The following is a 17,062-nucleotide window of genomic DNA, read 5'->3' on the forward strand; positions in this document are numbered from 1 at the left end:
ATATGATGTCCAAGAAATCGATCTTCTCCAAAGCCAAGCCCCCGCTTGCCATAGAGCGCCGCGTCACCGACACGCGTCACGGCATCGAGCGTGTCGACGAGTTCGCATGGATGCGCGCAGACAACTGGCAGGAGGTGTTTCGCGACCCTTCCGTACTCGACCCGGAAATCCGCGCCCATCTCGAAGCGGAAAACGCCTATCAGGCCAAGCTCATGCGCGACACGCGGCCGCTCCAGAAAGCCTTGTTCGCTGAGATGAAAGGGCGCATCAAGGAAGACGATTCCTCCGTGCCGATGGAGGACGGTCCCTACGCCTACGGCACCTCCTTTGTCACCGGCGGGCAGCAGCCGCGCTATTTCCGCAAGCCGCGCAGGGGTGGCAAGGAAGAGATCATCCTCGACGGGGACAAGGAAGCGCGCAAGAAGCCCTATTTCCGCATCGGCGGGGTGGATCATTCCAGCGACCACAAGAGCCTTCTCTGGGCCTATGACGACAAGGGTTCGGAGTTTTTCACGCTGAAGGTCCGCGACCTCGCGACCGGCAAGGACAGGTCCGAAACCGTCAGCGACACGGGCGGCGGCGGGACATGGGACGCCAATGACGAGGGCTTTTTCTATACCCGCGTCGACGCCAATCATCGCCCGTCGAAAATCTTCTACCACGCGCTCGGCACGCCGGAATCCGACGACCGCCTGGTCTATGAGGAGAAGGACCCCGGCTATTTCGCGGGCGTCGGCGGCACGCGCCGCAACGACTGGATCATGATTTCCGTCAACGACCACGAGACCACCGAATATCGCCTGCTGGACGCGCGCAAACCCGCTTCGAAGCCGAAGCTCGTGGTTCGCCGCAAGAAGGGCGTGCAATACGATCTCGAGGAAGGCGGCGACGTATTCTTCATCCTGACCAATGCCGACGGGGCCAAGGATTTCAAGATCATGACCGCGCCGGTTGAGAATCCGATTCAGGACAATTGGAAGGACCTGATCCCGCACGAGCCGGGGCGGCTGATCCTCTCGGTCGTCGGCTTTGCAAACTTCATGGTGCGTCTCGAACGCAAGGACGGCCTGCCGCGCATCGTCATCCGCGACCGCAAAAGCGGGGAGGAGCACACCATCGCCTTCGACGAGGAAGCCTATTCGCTTGGTCTCGGCGGGTCCTACGAATACGATACCGACCTGCTGCGCTTCACCTATTCGTCCATGACGACGCCCACGCAGGTGTTCGACTACGACATGCGCACCCGCAAGCGGAAGCTGCGCAAGACACAGGAGGTGCCCTCCGGCCATCGCATCCGCGACTATGTGACCCGCCGCCTGATGGCGACCGCACCCGATGGCGAGCAGGTGCCGGTCTCGATCCTGCACCGGCGCGGCCTCAAGCTCGACGGCTCGGCCCCCTGCCTGCTCTATGGCTACGGCGCCTACGGCATGAGCATTCCCGCTTCCTTCAACACCAATGCGCTGTCGCTGGTGGATCGCGGCTTCGTCTATGCCATCGCCCATGTGCGCGGCGGCAAGGATCGCGGCTATCGCTGGTACGAGGACGGCAAGCGCGACAAGAAGGAGAACACCTTCCACGACTTCATCGCCGTTGCGAAACATCTGGTTTCAGAGCATTTCACCTCGCCCGACCGCATCGTGGCGCAGGGCGGATCGGCGGGCGGCATGCTGATGGGAGCCATCGCCAACATGGCCCCTGATGCGTTCGGCGCGATCATCGCCGAAGTGCCCTTCGTGGACGTGCTCACCACCATGCTGGACGACACGCTGCCGCTCACGCCGCCCGAATGGCCGGAATGGGGCAATCCGATCAGGTCGAAAAAGGACTACAAAACCATCGCCGCCTATTCGCCCTACGACAACGTCGCCGGCCTGCCCTATCCGCCGATCCTCGCGGTTGCCGGTCTCACCGATCCGCGCGTTACCTATTGGGAACCGGCGAAATGGGTCGCCCGCCTGCGGGCACGCAAGATGAGCGACAATCCGGTGCTGCTCAAGATCAACATGGACGCCGGGCATGCGGGCGCATCGGGCCGCTTTTCGCGGCTTGAGGAAGTCGCATTCAACTACGCCTTCGCGCTCAAGGCGACCGGCAAGGCCGGTTGATCGCGGCGCGCGTTTAATATCCCTTTGGCTGCGCAGGGATGGCCTTGAGATAGGCGGCGATCGCCTCGCGATCGCCAGGCGGCAACTGCGCCATGTTCTTCTGGACCTCGACCATCGCGCCTCCGACCGAATCGAAATCCGGCGTGAATCCTGTTTCGAGATAGGTCACGATTTCGCCCGCCGACCACGAGCCGATGCCGTCATCGCCGGGCGTGATGTTGGGCACGTTGCCGCCGCCCTCGGCGGCTTTGGCTCCGGCCAGCCAGCGGCTTTTCTCCGTGCCGCCCGCGAGATTGCGCGGCGTGTGGCATTCGCCGCAATGACCGGGTCCCTCGACCAGATACTGGCCGGCATGGGCAGGTTCCGGCGCGTCCGAAGCCAGCGCAACGACGGGATCGGGGCTGAGAAACACAAGTTTCCACAGCCCCAATCCCCTCCGCACGTTGAACGGGAATGAAAGTTGATTGTTCGCCGCCTTGCCCTGCACGGCTGGCAGGGTTTTCACGAATGCAAACAGGTCGGCCACATCGGATGGCTTCATGCGGATATAGGATGCGTAGGGGAACGCCGGATAGTAGTGCCGCCCGTCGGGCGAAACACCGCGCAGCATGGCGTTGCCGAAATCCTCCGCCGTCCAGCTTCCGATGCCATCCTGCGGGTCGGACGAGATGTTGGGCGGGATGAAGGTGCCAAACGGCGTCTTGAGTTCCAGTCCGCCTGCCAGTTCGAGCCGGGCATCGCCTTCGGATTTCGGGCGGGCGTGGCAGGAGGCGCAGCCGCCCGCCCAGAAGATGCGCGCCCCGCGTCCGGCATCACCGCCCTCGAGCTGCGACACCATTGCGGCATCCAGGCGCTGCGGCGCAGTCAGAAACCAGAACGCCAGCGCACCCGCCGCAAGCGCGGCGAGCACACCCAGGCCGAGCGTCCTTGCGCCACCCATTCGCGCTTTTTCCTATTTCTCGACGCGGAACACCTCATGACACGCCGAGCACTCCTTGCCTATCGCACCCACGGCAGCCTGCAGGGACGCCACGTCCGTCGGCGGTGTGGCAACCGATGCATCCACGGCAGCCTTGTATTTCTCCGCTTCGGCCTTGAAAGCAGCGGGGTCTTCCCAGATCTTCGGAGAGGATTCACTGTTGCCCTGCGACCCTGCCGGCCAGAGCGCATCGACATCGACGCCCTTCTCGGCATTGGCGGCCAGCGCCTGCAAGGCGGTCAGCGTCGCCGCCGCATCGAACGGCGTTTCGCCCTTCATCACCTTGACCAGTCCGCCGGCAATCCTGCCGCGCTCCTTCATCAGCGCCTCGCGATCATCCTCGGGATCGGCATGAACGGCGCCTGCCGTCAGGGCGAGTGCTGAAAGTGCGAGAAGGAATTTGCGCATTACTACCTCCGGTTGCTTCTGGCTGCCATGGGTCTGAACGGACTGCGCGACTGCGCGCATATGATTAACGCCCCGTCCGGCGAAATTTATCCCGCGGATCGTGGCAATCTTGAGTTACTGCGAAAAAAAGCCCCGCCGAAGCGGGGCTGTCGCATGCCATTGGGCCGCTTACGCTTTCTCGTAGAGTTCGAGCACGTAATCCCAGTTGATGAGATCGTCCACAAACGCTTCGAGATATTTCGGGCGCGCGTTGCGGTAGTCGATATAGTAGGAATGCTCCCACACATCGACGCCGAGGATCGGCGTTCCGCCGTGCACCAGCGGGTTCTCGCCGTTCGGCGTCTTGGAGATGGCGAGCTTGCCGTCCTTCACGGAAAGCCATGCCCAGCCCGAGCCGAACTGCGTGGTGCCGGCTGCAATGAAATCGGCCTTGAACTTGTCGTAGCCCCCGAGATCGCTGTCCACGGCCTTCTGCAACTTGGCGGGAAGCTTGCTGCCGCCGCCACCCTTTTTCATCCATTTCCAGAAATGAATGTGGTTGTAGTGCTGCGCGGCATTGTTGAACAGGCCGGCATTCTTCCCGAAGCTCTGTTTCACCACCTCTTCGACGGACAGGTCGCCCATGCCTGCTTCGGCGGCCAGCTTGTTGCCGTTGTCGACATAGGCCTTGTGGTGTTTGTCGTGATGATACTCCAGCGTCTCCTTCGACATGTAGGGCTGAAGCGCGTCATAGGCGTATGGAAGTTCCGGCAGTTCGAAAGCCATGGTTTTTACTCCTCTTTTCGTTTTGCCGGGTGTGGTCGCAGACCTGTTCCGGCTTACCAAAATCCTGTGTCCCGGCCGGCGCGCCTCCGCTTCATGCAGAATGCGCCCACTCCCAATAGAGTTCCCGCGCTTTCTTCGCCACCGGCCCCGGCTGCAATTCGCGGTCCTCGATTCGCGTCACCGGGACAACCTTCGAATGGTTGCCGGTCGAGAATATCTCATCGGCCTCCATGAATTCGCGCACCGAGAGCGTCTTTTCAACCGTCTTTACGCCCGCATCGCCAAGCAGGCCGATGACCCGGCTGCGGGTGATCCCCGACAGGAAGCAGCCGTTCGGCGCCGGCGTGTAGGCAACACCGTCCTTGACCATGAAGATGTTCGACGTGCCTGTTTCCGCGACATTTCCGAGCATGTCCAGCACCAGCGCATTGTCGAAGCCGCGCATCCTGGCTTCCAGCATTGCGCGGGCATTGTTCGGATAGAGGCAGCCCGCCTTCGCATTGGTCGGCATGGTTTCAAGCGTCGGACGGCGGAACGGCGACACGCTGACCGAAAACCCCGACGGCGGGATCATGGGCGCTTCATAGAGGCAAAGGCAGAAACGCGTCGAAGCCGGATCGGCGGGCACGCCCATGTATCCGCCATGTTCGGCCCAGTACATCGGACGCACATAGACCGCCGTCTTGCCGTCGAATTTCTTGAAGCCGTCCCAGGCGAGCCCCGTGATTTCATCGCGGCTTATCGTCGGGCGCAGGCCGAGCGCGATTGCCGATGCGTTGGTGCGCGCCGCATGCAGGTCAAGGTCCGGCGACACGCCTTCGAACCACCTGCCGCCATCGAACACGCTGGTGCCCAGCCACATCGCGTGGCTGCGGGGACCGAGAATGGCGACATTGCCCTCATGCCAGTCGCCGTCCACATAAGTCCAGGTCTTTGTTTGGGCGGGGGTGACGAGGCTCATGGTCGTTCCTGCGGTATTCGTCGGGCCAATACCTTTGCCGCAGTTCAGCCCGTATGTGCAAGGACGAATGCCGCATTTCCCGGAACTGGCCCAACGAAGTTTTGTTGCTCCGTTGTCACAGTCGAGGTCGTGTGGTTATTCATTTCTTGCTTTTGTCCTAATATACACTGCTTTTTCACGATTGCTTATGCAACCAGTGGCAAACGCGACCGTTTGCTGTTTGCAGATGAAAAATTGACTGGAATGCCAATGTCCGAAGTTCTGGCCGCCCATGTTGACAGGCGACGATTTCTATCCCTCTCCGCTCTTGGCATATCGGGTCTTGCGCTTCCGGCCTGCACGACGGTTTCGTCCTATCCGCAGGGACCTGCGCCGACACAAATGCCGCCATCGCCGACATTTGTCGATTATGAGTCCATGTACGGGCCTGTCTATGACGAAGGGATAGAAGTGCCGCCGGTTCCCTATACCGGAATAGCGCCCCAGTTCCTGCGGCAGGTGGTGCGCAACACCACCGGCCAGGGGCCGAGAACCATCGTGGTGGATACGCTCGGCCATCATCTCTATTTCACGCTGATCAATGGCGAGGCCATCCGCTACGGCGTCGGGCTGGGGCGCGCCGGCTTCGAATGGTCGGGAACGGGCGTCATCCAGTGGAAGCAGAAATGGCCGAAATGGACACCGCCGGACGAAATGATCGCGCGCGATCCCCGGCTTGAGATGTACAGCGTGCGCAATGGCGGCCAGCCCGGCGGCCTCACCAATCCGCTCGGCGCGCGTGCTCTCTATATTTTCCAGAACGGGCAGGACACGCTCTTCCGCGTCCACGGCACGCCAGAGTGGGAATCCATCGGCAAATCGGTATCTTCCGGCTGCGTGCGAATGCTGAATCAGGACGTCATGGATCTCTACGACCGCGTGCCCAACGCGACGCCCATCGTTGTGGTCAACGGCCTCGCCTCGCCCATCGTCGAAGACCGGTTCCCCAGTTCCATGCCCATCGACAGCGGCGTTCCCGCCGGTTCGGTTCTTGTGGGGCCGGTGTAGGCGCCTCGCAAACGCCCGACCTATCGCTTCGTCAAGCTCCCCAGAATCCCGCGCACGATCGCGCGGCCGACGGAGGTGCCGACAGACCGCACCACGGACTTTATCGCTGCTTCCGTCACCGTCTGGCGGTTGGACGCCCGCGGCGCGCGAGCGCCCTTCGGCGCGGGGCGGTCGTCATTGCCGAAACCGGGAATCGTCCAGCCGGAGCCGCCGCCGGCATCGGCCTGCTCGGGCGTTTCGGCCTGTTTCTTCGCGCCGCGCTTCTGAAGCATTTCAAACGCCGATTCACGATCGATGGTGCGATCGTACTGGCCCGCCACGGGGCTCTGGTTGATGACCGACTGCCGCTCCTGCGGCGAGATGGCGCCGAGCCGCGACGCGGGCGGACGAATGAGGGTTCGCTGGACCATGCCCGGCACGCCCTTTTCCTCCAGCGTGGACACCAGCGCCTCGCCGGTGCCGAGTTCGGTGATCGCCTTGAAGCAATCGAAATCCGGGTTCGGGCGGAATGTGTCGGCGGCGACCTTCACTGCCTTCTGCTCGCGCGGCGAATAGGCGCGCAGCGCATGCTGAAGCCGGTTGCCGAGCTGGGCCAGCACCGTTTCCGGCACGTCGAGCGGGTTCTGCGTCACGAAATACACGCCGACGCCCTTGGACCGGATGAGGCGAACCACCTGCTCCACACGATCCACGAGCGCCTTGGGCGCTTCGTCGAACAGGAGATGCGCTTCGTCGAAAAAGAACACCAGCTTCGGCTTGTCGGGATCGCCGATCTCGGGAAGCTGCTCGAACAGTTCCGACATAAGCCACAGCAGGAATGTCGCGTAGAGGCGCGGGTTCATCATGAGCTTGTCGGCGGCCAGCACGCTGATCGCGCCGCGCCCGTCGCGGGTCGTGCGCATGAGGTCGGAAATCTGCAAGGCCGGCTCGCCGAAGAAATTATTGCCGCCCTGCTGCTCCAGCACCAGCAGCGAGCGCTGGATCGCGCCGACCGAGGGCTTGGTGACATTGCCGTAGCGCGCGCCGATCTCCTGCGCGCGTTCCGCCATGTTGGCGAGCAGCGCCTGCAGATCCTTCATGTCGAGCAGGAGCAGGCCTTCCTCGTCGGCGATGCGAAAGGCGATGTTCATCACGCCTTCCTGCGCATCGGTGAGGTTCATCAGCCGTGACAGCAAGAGCGGCCCCATCTCTGACACGGTGGCCCGGATCGGATGGCCCTGCTGCCCGAACAGGTCCCAGAAGATCACCGGAAATTCCTGGAATTCGTAAGGGTCGAGCTTCACCTGCTCGGCGCGCTTGAGCAGGAAGTCTTTCGCCTCGCCCATCATGGCGATGCCGGACAGGTCGCCCTTGATGTCGGCGCAGAACACTGGCACGCCGGCATTGGAAAAACCTTCCGCGAGGATCTGCAGCGTGACCGTCTTGCCGGTGCCCGTCGCGCCGGTCACGATGCCGTGACGGTTGCCATAGCGCAGCAGCAGGTTTTCAGGCCGCTGATAGCTGTCGTCCGGCTTGCGGCTTGCCCCGAGGAAAATGCTGCCTTCGTCCGCCATAGTGCTCTCCGCCTCAAGAAATGCGCCTGCCAGCTATACTCAGGCTCGCCGAAGGGAACAATGCTTTTGGACTAGATGCGAGATCAGCATTTTAGCTTGCATGAAGCGGTGCGCTTTGGCATCCCCTACCCGCCAAAGGATCAGCACATGAACGTTCAGTCTTTGCTCAAGGACGCCGAGTTTCCACCGTGTGACCGGGACCGCTGGCTGAAGCTCGCGGAAAAGGCGCTTGCGGGCTCTTCCTTCGAGGATGCGCTGGTCTCCCACACCGATGACGGCCTGCGGATCGAACCGATCTACGAACGCGCCGTCGATGCGCAGGCGCTGCCCCGCAAGCGCCCGGACATGCCGTGGCTCATCGTTCAGCGGGTCGACGACACCGATCCGGTGCGCGCCAACCGGCAGGCGCTGGAGGATATCGAAAACGGCGCGACCGGCATTTCACTGGTGTTCGAGGGCGCCCCGAATTCATTCGGCCATGGCCTGCCGAACACCCGCGAGGCGCTCGAACAGGTGTTGGAGGGCGTCCAGCTCAACCGCACCCATGTGCGGGTCGATGTTCACCCCGGCAGCCGGGGCATGGCGGAATGGATGCTGGCCCTGTTGTCGAAGCGGCGCGTCGACCCGAGCAAGCTCAGCCTGTCGTTTGGTATAGACGCGGCGGCGATTTTCGCCAGCACCGGCTATCTGCGCATGTCCATCGAGGCGCTGAAGGCGTCGATGCCGCAATCGCTTGCGCATTTCTTCTCGCTCGGCCTGCCCGGCGCGTTGCTGGAGGCCGATGGCCGCGTCTTTCACAATGCGGGGGCCACGGAAGCGCAGGAACTCGGCATCGTCTTGTCCAACGCGACATCCTATCTGCGCATGTTCGAGGAGGCGCGGCAGGCGCTGGTCTATGCGGCCCCGCATATCGGCTTCGCGCTCAGCGTCGACCAGGACCAGTTCATGTCCATCGCCAAGATCAGGGCGCTGCGCAAGCTCTGGGCGCGCGTTGCGGAAATGTGCTCGATCCCGCCCGCCTGGGCGACCGTTCATGCCGAAACCTCATACCGGATGATGACGGCGAAGGACCCCGAGACGAACATCCTGCGCAGCACCATCGCCGCCTTTTCCGCTGCCGTCGGCGGCGCGGATTCCATCTCCATCCTGCCCCACACCGTGGCGCACGGCCTGCCGGAAGCCTTCGCCCGACGTGTCGCGCGCAACCAGCAGCTCATCCTCATTGGCGAAAGCCATCTCGATTTCGTGGCCGACCCGGCGCGTGGCGCGGGCGGCATCGAGGCGCTGACCGACGAATTGTGCGAGGCCGCGTGGAAGGAATTCCAGCAGATCGAAAGCGAGGGCGGCGCGCTCAACAGCCTCGCCGCCGGCAGGATACAGCAGCGCGTGCTGGCATCGCGCGAGAACCGCGCGGAAGCCTATCGCAGCGGGCGGGCAATCGTCGGCACCACGATCTTTCCGGCGCACAAGGAACGCGCGGTGGATACGCTGCCGTCCGAGCCGCGGGCCCTCGCCGAACCCACTCCAAATCACGCAAAAGCCATATGCGACCGCATCAACCCGGTGCGCATCGACGAAACGCTGGACGTGGCATCATGATCCCCGATTTCACCAAGCTCGAATGGCGCGAGGGCACGCGCGACCGCAAGGAGCGCGTCGCCGAACTCTGGCACACGCCGGAGGGCATCCCCGTCAAGCATCTCTACGGCGAAGGGGACCTTGAGGGTCTGCGCTTCCTCGACACGTGGCCGGGTGCAGCGCCCTTCATTCGCGGCCCCTACCCCACAATGTATGTGCAGCAGCCGTGGACGATCCGCCAATATGCGGGCTTTTCCACCGCCGAGGAATCGAACGCCTTCTACCGCCGCAATCTCGCGGCGGGGCAGAAAGGGCTTTCCATCGCCTTCGACCTTGCCACCCATCGCGGCTATGACAGCGACCATCCGCGCGTCGCGGGCGATGTCGGCATGGCGGGCGTCGCCATCGACTCCATCCTCGACATGCGCCAGCTTTTCGACGGCATCCCGCTCGACCAGATGACGGTTTCGATGACCATGAACGGCGCGGTGCTGCCGATCATGGCGCTCTACATCGTGGCGGCGGAAGAACAGGGCGTCGCGGAAAAGGACCTCGCCGGCACCATCCAGAACGACATTCTCAAGGAGTTCATGGTCCGCAACACCTATATCTACCCGCCGAAGCCCTCGATGCGGATCATTTCGGACATTTTCAGCTACACCTCGCAGCGCATGCCTAAGTTCAATTCGATCTCGATTTCCGGCTATCACATGCAGGAAGCGGGCGCGACCGCCGACCTCGAGCTTGCCTACACCATCGCCGACGGCATCGAATATGCGCGCGCAGGCGTGGCGGCTGGCCTCGACATCGACAGGTTCGCGCCGCGCCTATCCTTCTTCTGGGCCATCGGCATGAATTTCTTCATGGAGGTCGCCAAGCTGCGCGCCGCGCGCCTGCTCTGGGCGGCGTTGATGCAGAAGAATTTTTCGCCGAAGGATGCACGCTCGCTTTCGCTGCGCACGCATTCGCAGACCTCCGGCTGGTCGCTCACCGCGCAGGACCCCTACAACAACATCGCGCGCACCATGATCGAGGCGATGGCGGCGACGCAGGGCCACACCCAATCGTTGCACACCAATTCGTTCGACGAGGCACTGGCGCTTCCGACCGACCATTCCGCCCGCATCGCGCGCAACACGCAGATCATCCTGCAAAAGGAATCGGGCACCACCCGCATCATCGATCCGTGGGGCGGTTCGGCCTATGTCGAGCGGCTGACGCACAGCCTCGCGGCGCGTGCGCTGACCCATATCGAGGAAGTCGAGCAGTTGGGCGGCATGGCGGCTGCGACCGAACAGGGCATTCCGAAGCTGCGCATCGAGGAAGCGGCGGCCCGCACGCAGGCGCGCATCGATTCCGGCGAACAGGCGCTGGTCGGCGTCAACGTCTTTCCGCCGGAGCAGGACATCGAAGTCGATGTGCTCAAGGTGGACAATGCCGAGGTGCGCGCACGTCAGCTTGCCAAGCTGCAACAGCTTAAGGGCACCCGCGACGTGGGCGCGGTCGAGAGCGCGCTCACGTCGCTGACCGAAGCCGCAAAAGGCAACGGCAACCTGCTGGAGTTCGCAGTCAAGGCCGCCCGCGCCAAGGCGACCGTGGGCGAAATCTCGACCGCACTCGAACGCGCGTTCGGGCGGCACGTCGCGGAAGTGCGCACCATCTCGGGCGTCTATCGCAAGGCGCTGGGCGAAAACGAAACGGTCGATCGCGTGCACGAGAAGGTGACCGCCTTCGAGAAGCGCCACGGCTCCAGACCCCGCATCCTCGTGGCAAAGATGGGGCAGGACGGCCATGATCGCGGCCAGAAGGTCATCGCCACCGCATTCGCCGACCTCGGCTTCGACGTCACGGTCGGCGCGATGTTCCAAACGCCGGAGGAAATCGCCAAGATCGCCGCGGAGCGCGACGTGCACATCGTCGGCGCATCCTCGCTTGCCGCCGGTCACCTCACGCTGGTGCCCGAACTCAAGGCCGCGTTGAAGAAACTCGGGCGCGACGACATCCTCATCGTGGCGGGCGGCGTCATCCCTCCGCAGGATTACGAAGCCGTCCGCGCCGCCGGCGCATCGGAAATCTTCCCACCCGGCACCGTCATCCCCGAAGCGGCGGAACGGCTGATCGAACGCCTGCTCTAGGCGTTATTACATCTGTTGCAACATGAACGAGACCATGTTATACATCGTGTTATAACATGGAGGTCTCCAATGAACACCGTCATCCGCAAGATCGGCAATTCCGAAGGCGTGATCCTGCCGAAGGAATTGCTTGCCAAGATGAACCTGAAAGCCGGAGACAATATCCTGATCGTACAGGACGGCGAAGAATTGCGGTTACGCCGCGTCGAGGATTCGGCAGATGAATTCGAGCGCAAGATGACGGTCGCGCGCGACCGAATGAAAAAGTATGAGAGAGTCTATCGCGCGCTGTCGAAATGACTGAATTTCATTCCTTCGACTTCATCTTGGCGATGCATGAAGAGCAATTGCGCCTGCATGGCGGAGCCGCCGGCATACGCGATGAAGGCATGCTCGAATCCGCGTTGAACCGTCCCTTGCAAAAGGCAACCTATGGCGAGCCGGATCTATGCGAGCTTGCGGCAGCGTATCTGTTTGGCATCGCAAAGAACCATCCTTTTGTGGATGGAAACAAGCGCACCGCGCTCGCCGCCGCCGACACATTTCTCTACTTCAACGGATTGGAACTTGAGGCTGAGGATGAGGACCTGATCCAGTTCGTTCTGATGATTGCTGCAGGGGAAATCGACGAAGAAGGCGCCGCAGCATTCTTTCGGGACCATACGGTTTCGCTCTAGCCGAGCACCCCTCATCCGCCTGCCGGCACCTTCTCCCACACGGGGAGAAGGACGATTTATCAAGCGCCGCGCTCATTCCGCAACGCTTGCGATTGAAGCCGGCAATGACGACGTCCCCTTCTCCCCCTGTGGGAGAAGGTGCCGGCAGGCGGATGAGGGGTATCGCTCCCGCTCACACTTTCAAGTCAATGATTTCCCATTCGCTGTCATTGACGGTGGCGATATCGCCGACGCCCTTGCCGAACAGCGCTTTCGCCATCGGCGAGACATGCGAAATCTTGCCCCGGGCGGCATCGACCTCGTCCTCGCCGACGATCTTCCAAGTCGCTTCCTTGCCGTCCTCGTTGACGATCTTTACCGTCATGCCGAAGCGAACCAGCTTTTCATCCGGCTCAGGAATGGATAGCTCGGCATTTTCGCGGCGCGCGGCCCAGTAGCGAAGGTCGCGTGAAATCAGCGCCATGCGCTCGCGCTCGCCTGCCTTTTCGGCCAGCCCAAGCTCGTCGCGCAGGTGCGAAAGCTGCTTGTCGATCTGCGCAAGCCCTTCTTCCGTCACCAGATTTCGCTCCTGGCTGACGGGCCTTTCGCCGATGTCGGCCAGTGCGAATTCGTCGTCGTCTTCTTTTGTAAATGCTCTGCTCATGATCCCAAGGTAGGCGTGAAAACCCGGCTCGGCAAGCGCTCAGATCGGCAATTCCGCAAGCAAGCCGGTTGGCCGCAATCCGCCGACGATTGCGCCGTTTCGGTTCAGGATCACCGGACGGGCCTCCGGTGCGATGCGCGCGGCAACCTCCGGCTCGTCGCGAAAAATCCGCTCCAGAATTGCCGCGCCGATGGCGTCCGCGCCTCGGCCCGCGCCATCATTGCACTTGACCGCAAAGGCAAGACCGCGTTCCGGCACCACCCCGCAGAACACGCCTTCGGCGCCACCCTTGACGAAAATGCGGCCGGGTGCCGCTTCCATCAGCACCGTGTCCGGCTTGCCCGTTCCCGAGATGAAAAACGGATTGCGCATCGCGGCTTCCATCAGCCTTCGGGCGGCAGCCGCGCGCGTGCTGGACAACCCCCTGCCGCCGCCCATGCGGGAAAAGCCGAGCGCAAGGGTCGTAAGCGGCACCGCATAGGTCGGGATCGCGCAGCCGTCGATTGCGGCATTGCCATCGTCGTGCGCCGCCCCGGTCACCTCCTGCATCGTTTCGCGGATCATCGACTGGAATGGATGGCCGAAACCGACATAGCCCTTGTGGTCCAGCCCGCAATGCACGCACACCCCCAGGAAGGCGGAATGCTTTCCCGAGCAGTTGTTGTGCAACTGGCTTGGCCTGCCGCCGCGTCCGGCGAGCGCGATTTCGGACGCATGGTCGAAAGGCCAGTGCGCGCCGCATTCGAGTGCGCTTTCGTCCAGCCCCGCTTTGGCCAGCATCGACGCCGCACGCTCCACATGGGCCGGCTCCCCGATATGCGAGGCGCAGGCGAGCGCGAGGTCCGCGTCGTCAAAGCCCAGCGCATCCGCCGCGCCGCTTTCGATCAGCGGCAGCGCCTGCATCGACTTCACCGACGAGCGCGGGAACAGCGGATACCCGACATCGCCCAGCTCCACCATGGGCTTGCCATCGAAGTCGAAAATCGCAATTGCGCCGCGATGCCGGCTTTCGACGAAATCGCCGCGCATCACCTCGATCAGAACCGGATCACTCATTCCCCACCCTGCGCATTCCAACGTTCAGGCACGCAGGCCCGACGCTGACAGCCCTCCATCCACCGCGATGGTCTGGCCGTTGATATAGGCGGCTTCCGGGGAAAGCAGGAATGCAATCGCCGCAGCCACTTCAGGAACGGTGCCGTAGCGCCCTTGCGGCACGCGGTCCAGCCAGGTCTTGGGATCAATCGACGCGCCGAACACGTCATCCACAAGTCCGGGCGCAACGAGGTTGGCCCGCACGGAGCGCCGGCCGAATTCCACCGCGAGCGCTTCCGTCAACAGCCGCAGGCCGGCGACCGAAGCGCCGAGCGCGGCATGGCCCGGACTGGCGCGCAGACCCGCAACCGAACCTACGTTGACGATGGACAGCGACTGGCCCATGCGCTCCAGCGCCGCCTTGCAGGGAATGAAGGTCCCCACGACATTGATCTCCAGCGCCTCGCGCAACATCTCTGCGGTGGTCTCCTCGAAAATCGCCTCCCGCCTGACGGACGCGGCGTTGACCAACCCGCCGATCAGCCCGAACCTGTCGACCACCTGGTCGAATGCCTCGGCGACCTCCTCTTCGTCGGTGACATCGGCTCTGACGAACACCACCTCCTCATCGACCAGCGCATCTTCTGCCTCCGCGAGCAGATTGTCGTCGGCGTCCAGCACCGCGACGGGCCAGCCATCCTGCAACAGCCGCTCGACTGCCGCGAAACCGATTCCGGATGCACCTCCGGTGACAACAGCCGACTGCTTCAAGCCCGTATTCCTGTTTCCCCAAACCGCACGATACCCCCACTGAGGTTTACTGCGCAAACCGGCGCGGGACCCATTCGCAATGACCGCAGATGTTTTTTATTGATTGACCAGTCAACAAAAACTACAAATCCGCGGTGGAGGTCCACGATGCCCAAGCTTGGAATGCCGCCCTTGCGGCGCAAGGAACTGATCGACGCCGCGATCCTGACGATTGGCGAGCGCGGGACGCTCGACGTCACCATGACCGACATCGCCGGTCGTGCGGGAGTTTCGTCGGCGCTTGCCCATCACTATTTCGGCGCGAAGGACGAATTGTTGCAGGCGACCATGCGGCAACTCCTATCGGACCTCACCGCTGAAACCCGCGAGGCGCTGGCGCGCGCCGCCTCGCCGCGCGAACGCCTGTCGGCTATCGTCAGCGTGAACTTTTCCGTCAGCCAGTTCCGCCCCGAAGTGGTGGCCGCGTGGCTGGCCTTTTATGTCGAGGCGCAGCGCTCCCCGGCGTTGCGCCGCCTGTTGCGCATCTATGTGCGACGGCTGAAATCCAACCTGATGAGCGGCCTTGCGCCTCTTGCGCCGCGCGCCCATGCCGACATGATGAGCGAAGGCATCGCCGCGCTGATCGACGGGTTCTATATCCGCCGCGCGCTGAAGGACGGCCTGCCGAATCCGCGCGGCGCCATTGCAGTCATCGAGCAATATATCGATGCCGGACTGGCCAAGAGCGCCGGCGAATGAGCCTGCCGGATATCGAAGCCGATTATGTGATCGTCGGCTCCGGGTCCGCCGGGTCCGCGATGGCGTATCGCCTGTCCGAGGACGGGCGTTTCTCCGTCATCGTGATCGAATATGGCGGCAGCGACTACGGCCCGTTCATCCAGATGCCGTCGGCGCTTTCCTTCCCGATGAACATGAGCCGCTACGACTGGGGCTTCAGGACCGAGCCGGAACCGAACCTTGGCGGGCGCGTGCTGGTCACGCCGCGCGGCAAGGTGATCGGCGGCTCATCCTCGATCAACGGCATGGTCTATGTGCGCGGCCATGCCCGCGATTTCGACCATTGGGCCGAGGAAGGCGCGACCGGCTGGAGCTTTGCCGACGTCCTCCCCTATTTCAAGCGCATGGAAGATGCGCAAGGCGGCGAGCAGGGATGGCGCGGCACCGACGGCCCGCTGCACGTCCAGCGGGGCCAGCGGCGCAACCCGCTCTACCGGGCCTTCATCGAGGCGGGCGGCCAGGCAGGGTTCGAACTGACCGAGGATTATAACGGCTCGAAGCAGGAAGGCTTCGGCCCGATGGAGCAGACCATCCACGGAGGCCGTCGCTGGTCGGTCGCCAGCGCCTATCTGCGCCCTGCCCTCAAGCGAAAAAATGTGAGTCTCGTCAGTGGCTTCGCGCGGCGCGTCGTCATACAGAATCAACGCGCGACCGGCGTGGAGATCGAAGTTCGCAAACAGATTCAACTTGTTCGCGCAAAACGTGAAGTAATCCTCGCGGCATCCTCGATAAACTCGCCCAAGCTGCTGCTCCTGTCGGGCGTCGGTCCCGCCGCGCATCTCAAGGCGCACGGCATAGAAATCATTGCCGACAGGCCCGGCGTCGGCCAGAACCTGCAAGATCATATGGAGCTGTACATCCAGCAGGAATCGACCCAGCCGATCACGCTCTATTCGGTACTGAACCCCTTCTCGAAAGCCTTGATCGGCGCGCAATGGCTGTTGTTCAAGACGGGCCTTGGCGCGACCAATCATTTCGAGGCAGCGGCATTCGTGCGCTCCGCGCCGGGCGTCGAATACCCGGACATCCAGTACCACTTCCTGCCCGCCGCGATCCGCTATGACGGCAAGGCGGCGGCCAAGTCGCACGGGTTTCAGGCGCATGTCGGGCCGATGCGGTCGAAGTCGCGCGGTTCGGTCACGCTGCGCTCGCCAGATCCGTGGGACAAGCCCGTCATCCGCTTCAACTACATGTCGCATCCCGACGACTGGACCGATTTCCGTCATTGCATCCGGCTGACGCGCGAGATATTCGGCCAGCCGGCCTTCGCGCCCTATCGCGGGCGCGAGATTTCGCCCGGCTCTCATGTGCAGAGCGATGCCGAACTGGACGCCTTCATCCGCGATCACGCCGAAAGCGCCTACCATCCCTGCGGCACATGCAAGATGGGCCGCGCCTCCGATCCGATGGCGGTTGTCGATCCCGAATGCCGCGTCATCGGCGTGGAAGGCCTGCGGGTGGCGGATTCGTCCATCTTCCCGCGCGTCACGAACGGCAACCTCAACGCACCGTCCATCATGACGGGCGAGAAGGCGGCGGACCATATTCTGGGGCGCGGCATGCTTGCGCCTTCCAACCAGGAACCATGGATCAACCCGCGCTGGCGCGAATCCGACCGATAGGAT

Annotated in this window: 16 protein-coding genes; 8 read left to right on the forward strand and 8 right to left on the reverse strand. The window is 63.0% G+C overall.

What is annotated here, in order from left to right; translation table 11 throughout:
- Positions 1-5: 5 nt before the first annotated feature.
- Positions 6-2,108: a S9 family peptidase gene (locus M9924_01900; protein ID MCO5063148.1), complete on the forward strand. Its 2,103-nt coding sequence runs from the start codon at positions 6-8 to the stop codon at positions 2,106-2,108.
- Between the two features lie 13 nt (positions 2,109-2,121).
- Here M9924_01900 and M9924_01905 read toward each other — a convergent pair whose 3' ends face one another.
- The 4 genes from M9924_01905 to M9924_01920 all read right to left on the reverse strand — a co-directional run bounded on the left by M9924_01905 (position 2,122) and on the right by M9924_01920 (position 5,221).
- The gene (locus M9924_01905; GenBank protein MCO5063149.1) at positions 2,122-3,048 is read right to left on the reverse strand and encodes a cytochrome c; all 927 of its coding nucleotides are present in this window, start codon (positions 3,046-3,048) and stop codon (positions 2,122-2,124) included.
- Positions 3,049-3,060: 12 nt separating this feature from the next.
- Positions 3,061-3,495, reverse strand: a complete 435-nt coding sequence (locus M9924_01910; GenBank protein ID MCO5063150.1) for a cytochrome c — start codon at positions 3,493-3,495, stop codon at positions 3,061-3,063.
- 168 nt (positions 3,496-3,663) lie between these two features.
- A complete protein-coding gene (locus tag M9924_01915; GenBank protein MCO5063151.1) occupies positions 3,664-4,260 on the reverse strand; it encodes a superoxide dismutase in 597 nt (198 codons plus the stop codon).
- Positions 4,261-4,351: 91 nt separating this feature from the next.
- Complete coding sequence (locus M9924_01920) at positions 4,352-5,221, reverse strand: branched-chain amino acid aminotransferase (protein MCO5063152.1); 870 nt, start codon at positions 5,219-5,221, stop codon at positions 4,352-4,354.
- 243 nt (positions 5,222-5,464) lie between these two features.
- On the opposite strand from M9924_01920, the gene M9924_01925 reads away from it, so the two are divergent.
- Positions 5,465-6,268, forward strand: coding sequence for a L,D-transpeptidase (locus tag M9924_01925; GenBank protein MCO5063153.1), 804 nt, complete (start codon positions 5,465-5,467; stop codon positions 6,266-6,268).
- Between the two features lie 20 nt (positions 6,269-6,288).
- Here the strand turns inward: M9924_01925 and M9924_01930 are convergent, their stop codons facing one another.
- Positions 6,289-7,821 carry a DUF853 domain-containing protein gene (locus tag M9924_01930; GenBank protein MCO5063154.1) on the reverse strand — a complete coding sequence of 511 codons (1,533 nt, stop codon included), beginning with the start codon at positions 7,819-7,821 and terminating at the stop codon, positions 6,289-6,291.
- 147 nt (positions 7,822-7,968) lie between these two features.
- Between M9924_01930 and M9924_01935 the strand changes: the two genes are divergently transcribed.
- The 4 genes from M9924_01935 to M9924_01950 all read left to right on the forward strand — a co-directional run bounded on the left by M9924_01935 (position 7,969) and on the right by M9924_01950 (position 12,211).
- Positions 7,969-9,420: a methylmalonyl-CoA mutase subunit beta gene (locus M9924_01935; protein MCO5063155.1), complete on the forward strand. Its 1,452-nt coding sequence runs from the start codon at positions 7,969-7,971 to the stop codon at positions 9,418-9,420.
- Entirely contained in the window at positions 9,417-11,534 is a 2,118-nt protein-coding gene (gene scpA / locus M9924_01940) for a methylmalonyl-CoA mutase (GenBank protein MCO5063156.1), read from the forward strand. Before M9924_01935 ends, scpA begins: the two co-directional genes overlap by 4 nt.
- A gap of 69 nt (positions 11,535-11,603) precedes the next feature.
- Positions 11,604-11,834, forward strand: coding sequence for an AbrB/MazE/SpoVT family DNA-binding domain-containing protein (locus M9924_01945; protein ID MCO5063157.1), 231 nt, complete (start codon positions 11,604-11,606; stop codon positions 11,832-11,834).
- The gene (locus M9924_01950) at positions 11,831-12,211 is read left to right on the forward strand and encodes a type II toxin-antitoxin system death-on-curing family toxin (GenBank protein MCO5063158.1); all 381 of its coding nucleotides are present in this window, start codon (positions 11,831-11,833) and stop codon (positions 12,209-12,211) included. Before M9924_01945 ends, M9924_01950 begins: the two co-directional genes overlap by 4 nt.
- A 172-nt stretch (positions 12,212-12,383) precedes the next feature.
- Here M9924_01950 and M9924_01955 read toward each other — a convergent pair whose 3' ends face one another.
- The 3 genes from M9924_01955 to M9924_01965 are packed head-to-tail and all read right to left on the reverse strand — an operon-like array spanning position 12,384 to position 14,660.
- Positions 12,384-12,854: a GreA/GreB family elongation factor gene (locus tag M9924_01955; GenBank protein ID MCO5063159.1), complete on the reverse strand. Its 471-nt coding sequence runs from the start codon at positions 12,852-12,854 to the stop codon at positions 12,384-12,386.
- Between the two features lie 39 nt (positions 12,855-12,893).
- On the reverse strand, positions 12,894-13,910 hold the full coding sequence (locus tag M9924_01960) for an asparaginase (protein MCO5063160.1): 1,017 nt from the start codon (positions 13,908-13,910) through the stop codon (positions 12,894-12,896).
- 24 nt (positions 13,911-13,934) lie between these two features.
- Positions 13,935-14,660, reverse strand: coding sequence for an SDR family oxidoreductase (locus M9924_01965; protein ID MCO5063161.1), 726 nt, complete (start codon positions 14,658-14,660; stop codon positions 13,935-13,937).
- 147 nt (positions 14,661-14,807) lie between these two features.
- Between M9924_01965 and betI the strand changes: the two genes are divergently transcribed.
- Together betI and betA are read left to right on the forward strand one after the other, a co-directional pair.
- Positions 14,808-15,398, forward strand: coding sequence for a transcriptional regulator BetI (betI, locus tag M9924_01970; protein ID MCO5063162.1), 591 nt, complete (start codon positions 14,808-14,810; stop codon positions 15,396-15,398).
- 11 nt (positions 15,399-15,409) lie between these two features.
- Complete coding sequence (betA, locus tag M9924_01975; GenBank protein MCO5063163.1) at positions 15,410-17,059, forward strand: choline dehydrogenase; 1,650 nt, start codon at positions 15,410-15,412, stop codon at positions 17,057-17,059.
- Positions 17,060-17,062: the final 3 nt, after the last annotated feature.

The organism is Rhizobiaceae bacterium (assembly GCA_023953835.1).
In the GTDB taxonomy this organism is placed as follows: domain Bacteria; phylum Pseudomonadota; class Alphaproteobacteria; order Rhizobiales; family Rhizobiaceae; genus Mesorhizobium_G.